This is a genomic window from Synechococcus sp. A10-1-5-1 (assembly GCF_023115425.1).
Classification (GTDB): Bacteria; Cyanobacteriota; Cyanobacteriia; order PCC-6307; family Cyanobiaceae; genus Vulcanococcus.
Genome location: NZ_CP096032.1, coordinates 474,021 through 487,930, shown reverse-complemented (window position 1 = coordinate 487,930; position 13,910 = coordinate 474,021). Strand labels below are relative to the sequence as shown.

The following is a 13,910-nucleotide window of genomic DNA, read 5'->3' as shown; positions in this document are numbered from 1 at the left end:
GTCCAGGCTCCACCGTCCAGCTCCCTTAACCTCACCACAGCATTCGGCAGCCCCTTGTTGCGATTGGCCCCCGAGGCTCTTCTCTGGGATGTGGATGGCACGCTGGCTGAGACAGAGCTGGACGGCCATCGCTTGGCCTTTAACCGCGCCATGGCCGAGGCGGGGTTGCCCTGGCAGTGGGACCCCCCCACCTATCTCCAGTTGCTTCGGGTCACCGGGGGCCGTGAGCGGATGGCCGTGTTTCTCGAGCAGCGGGAAGGCCTGCGCCCGATCGATGCTCGCCTGGATGCCCTCCAGCGGTCCAAGCAGGCCCACTACAGCCAGCTGGTGTCGGCCGGTGAGATTCAGTTGCGTCCTGGCGTCCTGCGCTTAATGAAGGCTGCTGCGGCCGCTGGCCTGCGGCAGGCGATTGTGACCACCAGTGGGCGATCGGCGGTCCAGGCCCTGCTGACCCGTCAGCTTCCGCAGCATCGCGATTGGCTGGAGTTCTGGGTCTGCGGTGAGGACGTGAGCATCAAGAAGCCTGACCCCGAGGGCTATCGAGTTGCCCTGGAGCAACTGGGGTGTTCAGCGGACTGCGTCCTTGCCCTGGAGGATTCAGGTCATGGGGTGACGGCGGCCCATGGCGCGGGTCTGACCGTCCTGGCCACCCGCAGTGCCTCTAGTTCCCATGAACCTGACGCACACTTTGCGGTCGCTGCTGCGGTGGTGGACGGCCTTGGAGAATCCGACGCCCCCTGTCAGGTGTTGCGGGGGCCGGCTTGCCCTGAGGGCCAGATCACGCTGTCCTACCTCAAGCAGCTCTTCCCAGGCGGATGACCCGGATGCCCATTCAGGCCACCCGCTTTGACCGTCTTCAGCGTCAGGGAGCCCAGTTCCTCTGGGGATCGTTCCAGGGCAGTTGGCGCCGCCGCAGCGCCGGTGTCCTGTCCCTGCTGTTTGGCTTCTATGCAGGCCAGAACGTCACCAGCTGGTGGCTGCAGACCATTGGTCAGCGTCCACTGGTGGTTCTCTCGGTGGTCCTGCTCCTGGAGCTGGTCGTGCGCCTTCGCACCCGAATCGTTCGGGGACGTCCGCCCCTTGGGTGGCTCGTGCTCGACAACCTCAGGTTCGGCTTGGTCTACGCCGTTGTCCTGGAGGCCTTCAAGCTGGGTTCCTGAGCTCTTGTACTCAAGTCTTTGCCGCCTCCTTTCAGTGCAGGGAAGCGGCAAAGCAAGCGTTGGGGCCTCAGGTCAGGCCTCGTCGCCGTCCTCTTCAGCCACGGGATAGACGAAGCCTTGGGCGCGGCCGCTCAGCACGGCCTTGCCGATGGAGAGAGCCTTCTGCGCTGCCACGGCAGCTTTGCCCTTCCAGGTGGCGTGGCGCTGGTTCCGCTTGCCCTTGGACGTTTTCTTCTTGGGAACAGCCATCCCGCTTACCTAGTCAGCCAAACCAAGATCTTCCCTTGCCGTCTTTCCTTTCGTCAAATGGCTAAGCTCCAGCCAACGACAGATTGATGTGAGCAGCGGCGCGTCTCCGGGTCAGCAAGCGCAGCAGGTGCCCTCATCACAAGCTTCGCCCGCCCCTGGGTCCAGGCGTGCCGAGCTCTGGCGAGATCTGGGCATCAACCGTCCGGCTCCGCCCAGTTACAGCCAGCTGCTCACGCAGCTCAAGAGCGGACAAGTCAAAGAGCTGCTGCTGTCCCCGGCCCGTCGCGAGGTCCAGGTGACCTATGCCGACGGCAGCCGCACCCAGGTGCCGGTCTTCAGCAACGACCAGGTCCTCTTGCGCACGGCCCAAGAAGCGCAGGTGCCCCTCACGGTGCGTGACGACCGCCAGGACCGTGCAACCGCCAGCTTGGTGTCCAACGGCCTGCTCCTGTTGCTGTTGTTTGGTGGCTTGGCCCTGTTGATTCGGCGCTCAAGTCAGGTGGCGAATCGGGCGATGGGTTTTGGCCGAAGCAAGGCGCGCATGGCTGAGCCCGAATCCGCGGTGGCCGTGCGTTTTGAGGATGTGGCCGGCATCAATGAAGCCAAGGAAGAGCTGCAGGAGGTGGTGGCTTTCCTGAAGGAGCCGGAACGCTTCACGGCCGTTGGGGCACGCATTCCCAAAGGAGTGTTGCTGGTGGGCCCTCCGGGTACGGGCAAGACCCTTCTGGCTAAGGCCATCGCCGGCGAAGCCGGTGTGCCTTTCTTCTCGATGGCTGCCTCGGAATTTGTCGAGCTGTTTGTGGGTGTCGGTGCCAGCCGCGTCCGTGACCTGTTCCGGCAGGCCAAAGAAAAAGCCCCCTGCATCATCTTTATCGATGAGATCGATGCTGTCGGCCGCCAGCGTGGTGCCGGAATTGGTGGGGGCAACGATGAGCGCGAGCAGACCCTCAACCAACTCCTGACGGAGATGGATGGTTTCGCCGAGAACTCTGGGGTGATCCTGCTGGCGGCGACCAACCGGCCGGATGTGCTTGATGCGGCCCTGATGCGTCCCGGGCGTTTTGATCGGCGAATCCATGTCGATCTGCCCGACCGGCGGGGCCGCGAGGCAATTCTGGCGGTGCATGCCCGCTCCCGTCCGCTTGAACCGGAGGTTTCCCTGGCGGATTGGGCCAGCCGAACCCCTGGCTTTTCAGGGGCCGACCTCTCGAACCTGCTGAACGAAGCGGCCATCCTGACGGCCCGGCGCGAGCGGCAAAGCATCAACGATGCGGCCATCAGCGATGCCCTTGAGCGGATCACGATGGGGCTGACGGCGGCGCCGCTCCAGGACAACGCCAAGAAGCGTCTGATCGCCTACCACGAGATTGGCCATGCTCTGCTGGCCACCCTGTTGCCCAAGTCGGACGAACTCGACAAGGTCACCTTGCTCCCCCGGGCCGGTGGAGTCGGTGGATTTGCCCGCACGATGCCCGATGAAGAGGTCTTGGATTCGGGTTTGATCAGCAAGGCCTATCTCGAGGCTCGGATGGTGATGGCCATGGGTGGCCGGGCCGCCGAGTTGGTTGTCTTTGGCCCCAGTGAAATCACCCAAGGTGCTTCCAGTGACCTGGAGATGGTGAGCCGGATTGCCCGGGAGATGGTGACTCGCTACGGCTTCTCAGCCTTGGGACCGCTCTCGCTAGAGGGGGAGGGGGCCGAAGTCTTCCTGGGCCGAGATTGGTTGCGTTCAGAGCCGCATCATTCCCAGAGAACCAGCAACCGCATCGATGCGGAGGTGCAGCAGCTGGCTCGCCATTCCCTCAACCAGGCGGTTTCCCTGTTGGAGTCACGCCGGGACTTGATGGACGAACTGGTCAATTTGCTCATTGAGCGAGAGACCATCGAGGGGCCCGATTTTCGGGCTGTGGTCGAACGCCATCAGGCCGCCTTGGCGACCTAGGCAAAGCGGATGTCGAGGCTGCGCAGGTAGGTCTGGAGTCCTGCGTCCTGAATCGGAAGCAGATAGGCCGGATGGCCACTTTCGTTCACGTGGGAGTGCCAATACCCGGGGGGGGTGATGAAGGCACCACCGGCCTGCCAGTTGATCCGTTTCGGATTGCGGATGGTCCCATCGGCATTCAGTTCAGTGCCAACCAGGGTGTAGACCCCTGGTTGGCAATCGATGATCAAGTCCAGGGCCACCGATTGATGGCGATGGGGGGGCTGGGTCGCCGCGGATGGAACGATGCCGTACATCGCCCAAAGCACATGGGTCACCGTGCGGGTGCTTGGGAGATCCCGGTTGGCGAGGAGGAGGCTGATGCGGTTGCTGTTCGCGCTGCCAGGTTTCTGGGCCAGTTTGCGCAGCTCAGAGCGGAGCCACTCGCCCCGGTAGTGGGTGGCTTCGAAGCGGGGCTGGCTGGGAACCACGCCCAGGTAGTTCAGCAAGGGGGCGTCGTGCACCCAGTAGAGAACGCTGGTGGAGCTCGCCTCTAACAGCGGGGTACCGCCGGAGGGCAGTACGAAGAGGTCGCCTTCGCTCCAGTGGATGTTGGTGTCCTGGTCGGTCTCACGGCAATGGCAGATACCGCGACCGGAGAGGACAAAGAACAGCGAACTGGTGGCGCTCGCTGCGGCACGCACACCCTCTCCAGCTTCGATGCGGATGAAGTGGGCAGCGAGGCCGGGGCTTGTCGCGGGACCGCTGGCTCCTAACTCAGCACTGAGGTCCAGAGGGATGATTCCACTGGGTCCGCTGGCGTGGAGCTCGGGTCCCCAGCTGCAATAGGGAATCGGTTCCGTCAGACCGCTGCGGATGGGGTTTGCCGCCTCGCGGTAATCAAACAGTTCGGCCTTGTCTGCCGCAGCCGACTGCTGAAGGTCCTCGCCCTGGACGCTGGGCCGACAATCCATCGATGGACGATCCGGGGTTTGAGTCATCGGGTGACACCAGGTCCAGAGAGAGGTGACTCGAGCTTGAGCCTGCTTCCGTTTGATTCAGTCAGCTTTTGGGGCGTGGTGCTGCAGGAATCGCTACAGCTGGGGCTCAGCCTCCAGCAACGGCGGGAACGATGCTGACTTCGTCCCCATCCTTGAGGGCGGTGGTTTGGTTCTCGAGGAAGCGAATATCCTCGCTGTTCACGTAGACGTTCAGGAAGCGGCGGAGTTTGCCGGCCTCATCGCAGAGACGACCTTTGAGACCGGGGTAGCGGCCGTCGAGCGCATCAATCAGGCTATCCACGCTGGAGGCGTCCAGAGAGACGCTGGCCTCATCGTTGGTGAACTTCTGCAGGGGGGTGGGGATCAGGACCTGAACGGGCATGGCAGGGAGGTGATGGGTTGAGGTGACAGTCGAGATCAGGCCTGCGCTTGATCGGCCTGGGCTTGCTTCCAGGCGTTGTTGAAGCTGTCGAGTTGTGCCTCGATCGTGTAGGGCTTGCCGATGGCATCCACCACGGCCTCAGTGGTCTTCAGGCCGTTGCCGGTGATGTAGGCCACGGTGCGCTCCTCAGGGTTGATCTTTCCCTGCTCCACCAGCTTCTTGAGGACAGCAATGGTGGTGCCGCCGGCGGTTTCGGTGAAGACGCCCTCGGTCTCAGCCAGGAGCTTGATGCCTTCAACGATCTCCGTGTCGTTGACATCGGTGATGTTGCCGCCGGTGCGGTTGGCGATGTCGATGGCGTAGGGGCCATCAGCCGGATTACCGATGGCGATCGACTTGGCGATGGTGTTGGGCTTCACCGGGGTGATGAAGTCCCGACCTTCGGCAAAAGCCTGGGCGATGGGGTTGCAGCCCTCGGCTTGGGCGCCGCTGAAGCGCACGGCCTTCTCATCCACCAGTCCGCACTTGATGAATTCGTCGAAGCCCTTGCGGATTTTGGTGAACAGGGAGCCGGAGGCCAGGGGGGCGACGATGTGGTCAGGGAGTTCCCAACCCAGCTGCTCGATGACCTCGTAGCCAAGGGTCTTGGAGCCTTCGGAGTAGTAGGGGCGCAGGTTGATGTTGACGAAGCCCCAGCCGTAGGTGTTCGCCACCTCTGAGCAGAGGCGGTTGACCTGGTCGTAGTTGCCCTTCACCGCCATCAGGGTGGGGTTGTAGATCAAGGTGCCCAGCACCTTGCCCAGCTCCAGATCGCTGGGGATAAAGACACAGCAATCCAGGCCGGCGTGGGCGGCGATGGCGGCAGTGGAGTTGGCGAGGTTGCCGGTGGAGGCGCAGCTCACCGTCTTGAAGCCCAGCTCGCGGGCCCGGGTCAGCGCCACCGAAACCACCCGGTCCTTAAAGGACAGGGTCGGCATGTTGACGCCGTCATTCTTGATGTAGAGGCTCTTGAGGCCCAGGCGCTTGGCCAGGTTGTCGGCCTTCAGCAGGGGGGTGAAGCCGGTGCCGACATCGATCGGATCCCCTTCGATCGGCAGGAAATCGCGATAGCGCCAGATGGAGGCTGGACCGGCTTCGATGGTGGCGCGGCTGACGCGGTTGCGGATCGCCTCGTAGTCGTAGACCACCTCGAGGGGACCGAAGCAGACGTCCTCACAGACGTGGCGGGCACCAGAGTCGTAGGCCTGGCCGCATTCCTTGCAGCGCAGTCCGGTGAAGGTCGGTCCAACGCTGGAGCGGGAAAGGGTTGCGGTCAAGTTCAGACCCTGAACGTTGGAAAGAAATTAGCAGCGCCAATTCAGCGACTTGTTTAAACCCGATCTCTTGAGTCGGGTATTTGCCGAGATGCCAGCTGATCCCTAGGTCGCGCCTTGACCGCTCGGTTCTGCTGCCTAGTCTCGGCCAGGGATCGGCTCGGCTTGTGCAGGTATCGGTTCAAGGCCTCAAGCGTCTGTTGCGCTGGCTGGCCAGCGGCGCCCTGGTGCTGGGGTTGGTGGTTCTGATCCCACGCCTGGTGATCGAGGCGCTCTGGTTTGCCCAGTTCGATGCCTTGACGGTGGTGTTGCGCCGTTGGCTGTTCCAGTGCCTGGCCTTTCTCCTGGTCTTGGGCTTGGGTTTGCCGCTCCAGCTTCAGCAGTTGCGGCGTTGCTGGCGCCTCAGGCAGGACGCTCCGCGCAAGCAACTGCGGGAGCGGCCTCTTGCGCCCCTCTCCAGTGGTCCGCTGGTGGCGGTGCTGATCGGCCTGCTCCTGCTGCTGGTGGTGGGCCTGAGCTATCTCTTCCTGCAGGCCCGGGGGCTGATCCTCGATCCCTTTGGTGGAGAGGTCATCACTGGTCTCTCGGTGTTGGCCGACCTGCCGCCAGCGCTGGTCCTGGGCCTGGTCGTGGTCTTGCTCCCTTGTCTGCTGCGCTGGCCCTACACGACCTTGCGGATCAGTCTGGCGGCGGCCCTGGCGGGCTCGGCCACCGCCTGTGCCCGTGGTTGGAGCCTCTGGCTGCCTGGTCTGTTGGCCGTCCCCTTTGGCGAGGCCGATCCGCTGACGGGCTTTGACCTGAGTTTCACGGTGCTTCGCCTTCCGGCATTGCATCTGCTGGTCAGCCTGGTGATCGCCCAGGTCTTGATTGGCTTCGTGGGCTGCCTCTGGCTCACCTTCAGTGAGGGCACTTCACTGACGGACTTGCGCTTCCCGGGGTTGAGCCGGGAGCAGCAGCGGTTGCTGCAACCGCAGTTGGCGCTCTTGGCCCTGATGGCGGCCCTGAGTTATGGCCTGAGTCCATTTGACTTGATGGTGGAAGGCAGCGGGGTGGCCTCGGGGGCTGGCTTTGTCGACCTCCACATCCGCCTTCCCCTGCGCCTGCTTTTGGCCCTGCTCCTGTTGATGAGCGGCTTGGGCCTGCTGGTGCCAGTCCCCCGCTCTTGGTTCCGTCGCGTCGCGATGTTGCCCCTGCTCGCAGCTGCTTGTTTGCTGCCGGTCGTGGAGTGGGGCTTGGCACCGCTGGTGCAGCGGGTCTGGGTGCAGCCCCGGGAGCTTCAGCTGGAGACGCCCTATCTCAAGCGCGCCATTGCCGCGACACGCCGGGCCTTTGGCCTGGAGGCTGTGCGGGAGTTGATCCTCGAGCCCAAGCAGCAGCTGAGTGCCGTGGATCTCAAGAGCGCCGAGGGCACCTTGGCCAACGTGCGGCTCTGGGACAGTGTCCCGCTCCTGGAGGCCAATCGTCAGCTGCAGCAGCTGCGGCTCTACTACAACTTCCCCTCCGCCGCCGTTGACCGCTATCCACTAAATGCCGATGCCAGTGCATTGGGGTCCCAGCAGGTCTTGATCGCAGCCCGCGAGTTGGATTCCTCCTCCTTGGCCAAGGGGTCGCGCACCTGGCTGAACCGTCACCTGGTCTTCACCCACGGCTATGGCTTCACGGTCTCCCCGGTGAATGTCTCGGGCAGCGATGGGCTCCCGCTCTACTTCGTCAAAGACCTGGGGCGCAGCGGCCGGGTTCAGGCCCTGCCCCAGCTGGGCCAGAGCCAGAAGCGCGTTGAGCAGTACCTGCCTGTGGGTCGCCCCCGGCTTTATTTCGCCTCGGCTCCGGCGCCCTACGCCATTGCCCCCTCCCAGGTGCGTGAGTTCGATTACCCCGAGGGTGATCTCAACGTCTATTCCCACTACGACGGGGAGGCGGGGGTGCCGATCCATGGACCCCTCGATCGCCTGATGGCCGCGATCTACCTCAATGAGGCGCGTCTGCTGTTCACCGGGTCCTTGACCCCTTCCTCGCGCTTGCTTGTTCGCCGGCAGGTCAACGACCGGCTCCAGGCCCTGGCCCCCTTCCTGCGCTTTGAGAGCAAGCCTTATTTGGTCACGGCCCGCGTGGACGATGACCCCGACTACCGGCCTGAGCACCATCAGTACTGGATGCTCGACGGCTTCACCGAGAGCCGCAGCTACCCCTATTCCGATGCCAATCCCGATGGGGTTCGCTACTTCCGCAACCCCGTCAAGGCGGTGGTCAATGCCTACAACGGCGCTGTCTGGCTCTATGTGAACGATCCGAGCGATCCGGTCCTGCGGACCTGGCAGAAGGTCTTCCCGGATCTCTTCCGTCCACTCTCAGCGATGCCCAAGGCCCTGCTGGCCCACATCCAGGTCCCCAAGAGTCAATTCAACGTCCAGGCTGAGCGCCTGTTGCGCTACCACGTCACTGACGTGCGCACCTTCTACAACGGTGATGACGTCTGGGCGTTGCCGCTGGAGATCTACGGCGATGCCTCGGCTCCGGTGCCCGTGCGTCCTTATCACGTGACGATGCAGCTGCCCGGTCAGCAGCGGCCTGAGTTTGTCTTGCTGCTTCCCTTTACCCCGCTCAAGCGGCCCAACATGGTGGGCTGGTTGGCCGCCCGCAACGACACCCCGAACTACGGCGAGTTGTTCCTGGTGCGCTTCCCGCAGCAACGTCTGCTCCTCGGACCGCAGCAGATTTCGGCCCTGATTGAGCAGGATCCGGCGATTAGCTATCAATTCGGTCTCTGGAACCGCGTTGGCTCCCGCTTGCTGCGGGGCAATCTGCTGGCGATGCCCGTGGGCCAGGGCCTGCTCTACGTGGAGCCGATCTATCTGCAGAGCAACAACAACGCCCTGCCGACTCTGGTTCGGGTGGTGGTCACCGATGGTCGCCGCTTTGTGATGGAGCCAACCTTTGATGAAGCCCTCGCCAAACTCGTCGCAGCCCAGCCCAGCTCAGGGATGCGCGCCTTGCCCCTTCCCCAGCTGGCCCTGCCTTAAGGGACAGACCGATCGATGGGAATGGGGTCCGCATGAAAAGGGGCCCTTGCGGGCCCCTGGAGACATCCGTTGGAAGCCTGAATCAGGCAGCCACGGCGGACTTGGCGTCCAGTTCGCCCTTGGCGTAGAGGCCGGCGTAGTAGTTGATGTCGCGCTGCTTGATCTTGCTGGCGTTGCCGGCACACCAGAACTGCTGGTAGCGATCGAGGCAGACCTGCTTCATGTAGGCCCGGGCGGGCTTGTTGAAGTGGCGGGGGTCGAAGTTGGCGGGATCCTTCATCGCGGCTTCACGCACAGCGGCGGTGAAGGCCAGGCGGTTGTCGGTGTCGATGTTGACCTTGCGGACACCGTTGCGGATGCCTTCCTGGATTTCCTCGACCGGAACGCCATAGGTCTCGGGGATGGCACCACCGAACTTGTTGATCATCTCCAGCCATTCCTGGGGCACGGAGGACGAACCGTGCATCACCAGGTGGGTGTTGGGGATGGCCTTGTGGATTTCAGCAATGCGGCTGATGGCCAGCACTTCACCGGTGGGCTTACGGGTGAATTTGTAAGCGCCGTGGCTGGTGCCAATGGCAATGGCCAGAGCGTCGACCTTGGTCTTGGCGACGAAGTCAGCAGCCTCGGCGGGATCGGTCAGAAGCTGGCTGTGGTCGAGCTTGCCCTCGAAACCGTGGCCGTCCTCGGCTTCGCCCATGCCGGTTTCCAGGGAGCCCAGGCAACCCAGCTCACCCTCAACGCTCACGCCGATGGCGTGGGCCACATCCACCACTTCCTTGGTGACAGCCACGTTGTACTCGTAGCTGGCAGGGGTCTTGGCGTCGGCCTCCAGGGAGCCGTCCATCATCACGGAGGTGAAGCCGTTGGCGGCAGCACCGAAGCAGGTGGAAGGGCTGTTGCCGTGGTCCTGGTGCATCACGACGGGGATGTCGGGATAGGTCTCAACGGCAGCCAGGATCAGGTGACGCAGGAAGTTCTCACCGGCGTACTGACGGGCGCCGCGGGAGGCCTGCAGGATGACGGGGCTATCGGTCTCGTAGGCAGCCTCCATGATCGACTGCACCTGCTCAAGGTTGTTGACGTTGAAAGCAGGGATGCCGTAGCCGTTTTCAGCGGCGTGGTCGAGCAGCAGCCGAAGCGGAACGAGCGCCATGGGGACACCATCAAGGGAATGGCGGGGATCCTAACCGGCGCCTTTTCCGTTAAAGCCTGGCTCTGAGCCCGCTGTCGGCCGATTCCAGTGCCAGATCGCAAACCCGCTGGCTCCAGACGGCTTCTGAGAGCCCGGGAACGATCGGTCGGCCCTCTTGGGCGGCCTCGGCCCACCACTGGGTGATGCGGCGGACGGCGGCCAGTCGACCGTCGGGCCAGGTCTGGGGGAAGGCCAGGCTGGGATCAGGGCTGATTTCCTCGAGGGCACCTGAGCTGCTGGAGCGCCAGAGCTTGAAGCCGTGGACGTAGTCGCTTTGGTTGCTCGACCCCAGTACCAGGCTGCCCTCGCTGCCGTAGACCTCGATCCAGTAGCCCCGTCCGGGTTTGGTCACCGAGGCCAGGGCGACCTGGGCGGGGATGGAGCGGCCCTGACGGTCCTCTAACTCCAGTTGCAGTAGGGCAATGTCTTCGGCATCCACGGCGGCCATCCGTCCACTGCCATCCGCCAGGGGACGCTGGGGGATGGCCATGCTGCGCTGGGCGCTCAGGCTGCGGGTCGGCCCCACCAGCCAATGCAGGGTGTCAAAGGCATGGGTTCCCAGCGATCCGAGCACCCCACCGCCAGCGGCCCGCTGGGAATACCAGTTCCAGGGACGACTGGCATCGGCCCGGCTTCCCATTAACCAGTCCAGTTTCACCAGCCAGGGCGTGCCGACAGCACCGCTCTCCAGCAGTGCCGCGAATTGTTGAAACTCCGGGACGCCGCGGTACTCAAAGTCCACGGCCACGCTCACGCCCGCCTGGAGGGCCTGGCGTTGCAGGCTCTCCACCTGGGCGGCCTCAAGGGCGACGGGTTTTTCCAACAGCAGGTGTTTGCCGGCGGCGATGGCGGCCTGCGCCAGGGCGAAGCGGGGTTCAGGAGGGGTGGCGATGACCAGGGCATCCACCCGGGGATCGGCCAGAAGGGCATCGAAATCGCTGAAGCCGGGTAGTCCGTGGCTACTGCAGGCTTGATCGAGCCGCTCGCTGCGGTGATGCCAGAGGGCCACCGGTTCGGTGAGCGGGCAGTCCCGCAGGGCGGGCAGGTGCACCTTTTCCCCGAACCCCAAACCAACAAGGGCGACACCCAGGGGACGCTGGGTGGTGGTGGATCCGGTCACGGCGGCTCTGCAGTGGTTTTAGAAGCCTGCCAGGAGGTCTTCACCAGCGGTGCAGACGGCTTCGATGGTGGATTCGATCAGGCCGTCATTGCCGGAGGCCTGCCACTGGCTGCCCCATTGGGGGATCCCGTTGATGGAGGTGTCCCGGTAGAGCCGTTGGCCGCAATCCAGCTCCATCACGTAGAGACTGCTGGCGGGCGGACGAGGTTCTTTGCCGTCTGCGCTGGACTCGGCATCCTCAGGAATGGGGGGCTGGAAACGACTGAGCACGGTCAGATTCCCGCTTTTGTTGACCCGCAGGCTGCCGCCATCCCACCACTGCCGCCCCTCGCTGGTGGCGGGAACCTCTTGCCAGTCCACCGGTCCCCCCAAGACTGCTTGAGGAAGGCCGCTGAGCAACAGCAGCACGAGTAGGACCGCGCAGAACGCGCGAAGGGCCCGCTTCATGCGGCGACCGCTTTGCTGTAGCCGTGCATGGTCAGCAGGCTGGCCAGGGTGCTGCGGAGCTTGGTGCGCGGCACGATGTGATCCACGAAGCCGTGGTCCTGCAGGTATTCAGCTGTTTGGAAATCGTCGGGCAGTTTCTCCCGCAGGGTCTGCTCGATCACGCGCCGACCAGCAAAGCCAATCAAGGCCTTGGGCTCCGCCAGGATCAGGTCGCCGAGCATGGCGAAGCTGGCGGTCACCCCCCCCGTGGTCGGGTGGGTCAGCAGCGGCAGGTAGAGCAACTCCGCTTTGCGATGGCGCTCCAGGGCACCGGAGATCTTGGCCATCTGCATCAGGGAGAGCATCCCTTCCTGCATTCGTGCCCCACCCGAGGCGCAGACGATCAGAACGGGTGCCCGTTTAGCGGTGGCCGTTTCAATCAGGCGGGCCAGCTTTTCGCCGACGACCGAGCCCATGGAACCGCCCATGAAGCGGAAATCCATCACCCCTAGGGCCATGGGGATGCCCTCGACGGTGCATAGCCCGGTGATGACGCTGTCCTTCAGTCCGGTGGAGCGCTGGGTGTCACGAATGCGATCGGCATAGCTGCGACGATCCTTAAAGGCGAGGGGATCGGTGGGGCAGAGCTCGGTATCGAGCGCTTCAAAGCTGCCCTCATCGGCGATCAGACGAATCCGCTCCTCGCTGAAGATCCGATGGTGGTATCCACAGCCGCTGCAGACGCTGGCGTTGGCTGCCAGATCCTTGCGATAGACCACCAGCCCGCATTCAGGGCATTTGCTCCAGAGGCCATCGTCCTCGTTGACCTCCTGGGCATTGCGCACCGCAGGAGCGGTCTTGCGGCGATCGGCAAACCAGTCGAATAGCGACATGGTGAAAGCGGTCTCCGGGGTCTGATCAGACCATTAAAGGGCGCTCCAGCCCAAGTGCCTGCTGAGCTGTTGCAGCCAGAAGCTGTTTCCAGCCATCCAGACCGCCAGTCCAGCGGCGGCCAGGAAGGGGCCAAAAGGGAAGGGTTGGCCGCGCTTCAAGCGGCCGCTGAGCAGACCGATCAGGCCAAAGATCGCGCCGGAGAGCACGGCGAGGGCCACGCTGAGCCCGAGGCCTGTGAGCCCAAGCCAGGCGCCCAGTAGGGCGGCCAACTTCGCATCGCCTAAACCCAGGGCAGGCTTGCCGAGCAGGGTCTGGCCTGCGGCGCTGGTGGCTTCAAACCCCAGTAGGCCAGCACTGGCGGCGAGCAGATGCCAGAGCAAAAGCTGCGGCTCGGGCCCTCCGCTTTGGCTGAAGACGGCCAGCAGGGTGAAGACAAGGCCCACCAGCACCCCGGTGCGGCAGAGGGGCTCAGGCAGCCAGAGCTGGTCCAGATCAATCAGCACCAGGGGGAGCAGCAGGGACACCAGGCACCAGCCAGCTACAAGGATCAGGCCCCCTGGGGCTTGGCCAAGGGCTTCGGGGTAGCCCAGGGCTGCAGCCAGGAAGAGCCCTCCGCAGAGCAGCTCTACCGCCGGGTAGCGCAGGCTGATCGGGCTCTGGCAGTGGCGGCAACGCCCGCGCAGCAGAACCCAGCTGAGGACTGGGATGTTCTCGCTCCAGCCCAGGCGCGTCCCGCAGTCCGGGCAGTGGCTGCGGGGCTGAACCACCGATTCTTGGCGGGGATAGCGCCAGGCGACGACATTTAAGAAGCTGCCAATGCAGAGCCCCAGGGCCGTGATCAGCAGCAGAACCGTGGAGGGGAGAGTGCCGAGCATTAGAGGCCGCGGTAGGGCGAGCGGGAGGTGCGGGTGCGGGACGGGCGGGCACGGACCCAGTCGAGCGGGATGAATTGCTCATCGGGCAAGAGCACCGGTAGCTCGAAGACCACCCGTCCCTGGCCTGGACTCAGCACGATCCCCTGGGGCTCGAGGGCGGATGAGGAGCGCTCAAGAAACTGGAAGTAGATCCGCCGGGCCTGGGCAATCACGTCTGCGCTGTTGATCCGGTCCCAGCGGGGCTGCGTCGATACAGAAGAACCCACCGCCCCTCGAATCTCAAACGAGAGAGGAGCCGGTGGGTTAGAGCGCTGAGGAGCAACCGAAATGGGAGGACCTTGTCCGCCAGTTGCG

At 64.0% G+C, this 13,910-nt stretch carries 14 protein-coding genes; 4 read left to right on the top strand and 10 right to left on the bottom strand.

From position 1 onward, the window contains the following. Positions 1 to 57 precede the first annotated feature (57 nt). Positions 58 to 819 (top strand): HAD-IA family hydrolase, encoded by a 762-nt coding sequence (locus tag MY494_RS02565; protein WP_247911166.1) that lies wholly within the window; start codon positions 58 to 60, stop codon positions 817 to 819. Beyond that, positions 816 to 1,160 carry a DUF565 domain-containing protein gene (locus MY494_RS02560; protein WP_247911165.1) on the top strand — a complete coding sequence of 115 codons (345 nt, stop codon included), beginning with the start codon at positions 816 to 818 and terminating at the stop codon, positions 1,158 to 1,160. Before MY494_RS02565 ends, MY494_RS02560 begins: the two co-directional genes overlap by 4 nt. Positions 1,161 to 1,232: 72 nt before the next feature. On the opposite strand, the gene rpmF is transcribed toward MY494_RS02560, so the two are convergent. Continuing rightward, the gene (gene rpmF / locus MY494_RS02555) at positions 1,233 to 1,409 is read right to left on the bottom strand and encodes a 50S ribosomal protein L32 (RefSeq protein ID WP_185187802.1); all 177 of its coding nucleotides are present in this window, start codon (positions 1,407 to 1,409) and stop codon (positions 1,233 to 1,235) included. Between the two features lie 127 nt (positions 1,410 to 1,536). On the opposite strand from rpmF, the gene ftsH reads away from it, so the two are divergent. Further along, on the top strand, positions 1,537 to 3,351 hold the full coding sequence (gene ftsH, locus MY494_RS02550) for an ATP-dependent zinc metalloprotease FtsH (protein WP_371820660.1): 1,815 nt from the start codon (positions 1,537 to 1,539) through the stop codon (positions 3,349 to 3,351). On the opposite strand, the gene MY494_RS02545 is transcribed toward ftsH, so the two are convergent. The 3 genes from MY494_RS02545 to thrC all read right to left on the bottom strand — a co-directional run bounded on the left by MY494_RS02545 (position 3,348) and on the right by thrC (position 6,029). Further along, positions 3,348 to 4,331 carry a cupin gene (locus MY494_RS02545; protein WP_247911164.1) on the bottom strand — a complete coding sequence of 328 codons (984 nt, stop codon included), beginning with the start codon at positions 4,329 to 4,331 and terminating at the stop codon, positions 3,348 to 3,350. The genes ftsH and MY494_RS02545 overlap by 4 nt on opposite strands. 106 nt (positions 4,332 to 4,437) lie before the next feature. Continuing rightward, positions 4,438 to 4,713, bottom strand: coding sequence for a MoaD/ThiS family protein (locus MY494_RS02540; RefSeq protein WP_247911163.1), 276 nt, complete (start codon positions 4,711 to 4,713; stop codon positions 4,438 to 4,440). Positions 4,714 to 4,748: 35 nt separating this feature from the next. Further along, positions 4,749 to 6,029, bottom strand: a complete 1,281-nt coding sequence (thrC, locus tag MY494_RS02535; protein ID WP_247911162.1) for a threonine synthase — start codon at positions 6,027 to 6,029, stop codon at positions 4,749 to 4,751. Between the two features lie 164 nt (positions 6,030 to 6,193). Here thrC and MY494_RS02530 point away from each other — a divergent pair, with 164 nt between their 5' ends. Continuing rightward, positions 6,194 to 9,046: a UPF0182 family protein gene (locus tag MY494_RS02530; RefSeq protein ID WP_247911161.1), complete on the top strand. Its 2,853-nt coding sequence runs from the start codon at positions 6,194 to 6,196 to the stop codon at positions 9,044 to 9,046. A gap of 82 nt (positions 9,047 to 9,128) precedes the next feature. On the opposite strand, the gene fba is transcribed toward MY494_RS02530, so the two are convergent. From fba to MY494_RS02500, 6 genes are read right to left on the bottom strand one after another with little or no spacing between them, the layout of a single operon-like run. Continuing rightward, the gene (gene fba / locus MY494_RS02525; RefSeq protein ID WP_247911160.1) at positions 9,129 to 10,202 is read right to left on the bottom strand and encodes a class II fructose-bisphosphate aldolase; all 1,074 of its coding nucleotides are present in this window, start codon (positions 10,200 to 10,202) and stop codon (positions 9,129 to 9,131) included. 49 nt (positions 10,203 to 10,251) lie between these two features. Then, entirely contained in the window at positions 10,252 to 11,361 is a 1,110-nt protein-coding gene (locus MY494_RS02520; RefSeq protein ID WP_247911159.1) for a Gfo/Idh/MocA family protein, read from the bottom strand. Between the two features lie 18 nt (positions 11,362 to 11,379). Next, positions 11,380 to 11,808, bottom strand: coding sequence for a hypothetical protein (locus MY494_RS02515; RefSeq protein WP_247911158.1), 429 nt, complete (start codon positions 11,806 to 11,808; stop codon positions 11,380 to 11,382). Then, positions 11,805 to 12,680 carry an acetyl-CoA carboxylase, carboxyltransferase subunit beta gene (gene accD, locus MY494_RS02510; RefSeq protein WP_247911157.1) on the bottom strand — a complete coding sequence of 292 codons (876 nt, stop codon included), beginning with the start codon at positions 12,678 to 12,680 and terminating at the stop codon, positions 11,805 to 11,807. Before accD ends, MY494_RS02515 begins: the two co-directional genes overlap by 4 nt. 33 nt (positions 12,681 to 12,713) lie before the next feature. Next, positions 12,714 to 13,556, bottom strand: a complete 843-nt coding sequence (locus MY494_RS02505; RefSeq protein ID WP_247911156.1) for an A24 family peptidase — start codon at positions 13,554 to 13,556, stop codon at positions 12,714 to 12,716. Beyond that, positions 13,556 to 13,822, bottom strand: coding sequence for a hypothetical protein (locus MY494_RS02500; protein WP_247911155.1), 267 nt, complete (start codon positions 13,820 to 13,822; stop codon positions 13,556 to 13,558). Before MY494_RS02500 ends, MY494_RS02505 begins: the two co-directional genes overlap by 1 nt. Positions 13,823 to 13,910: the final 88 nt, after the last annotated feature.

Excerpts from the sequence above, each read along its gene's own strand:
- MY494_RS02505 (WP_247911156.1), bottom strand. The coding sequence starts at position 13,556 with ATGCTCGGCACTCTCCCCTCCACGGTTCTGCTGCTGATCACGGCCCTG.
- MY494_RS02545 (WP_247911164.1), bottom strand. The coding sequence starts at position 4,331 with ATGACTCAAACCCCGGATCGTCCATCGATGGATTGTCGGCCCAGCGTC.
- MY494_RS02540 (WP_247911163.1), bottom strand. The coding sequence starts at position 4,713 with ATGCCCGTTCAGGTCCTGATCCCCACCCCCCTGCAGAAGTTCACCAAC.
- fba (WP_247911160.1), bottom strand. The coding sequence starts at position 10,202 with ATGGCGCTCGTTCCGCTTCGGCTGCTGCTCGACCACGCCGCTGAAAAC.
- MY494_RS02515 (WP_247911158.1), bottom strand. The coding sequence starts at position 11,808 with ATGAAGCGGGCCCTTCGCGCGTTCTGCGCGGTCCTACTCGTGCTGCTG.
- accD (WP_247911157.1), bottom strand. The coding sequence starts at position 12,680 with ATGTCGCTATTCGACTGGTTTGCCGATCGCCGCAAGACCGCTCCTGCG.
- rpmF (WP_185187802.1), bottom strand. The coding sequence starts at position 1,409 with ATGGCTGTTCCCAAGAAGAAAACGTCCAAGGGCAAGCGGAACCAGCGC.
- MY494_RS02560 (WP_247911165.1), top strand. The coding sequence starts at position 816 with ATGACCCGGATGCCCATTCAGGCCACCCGCTTTGACCGTCTTCAGCGT.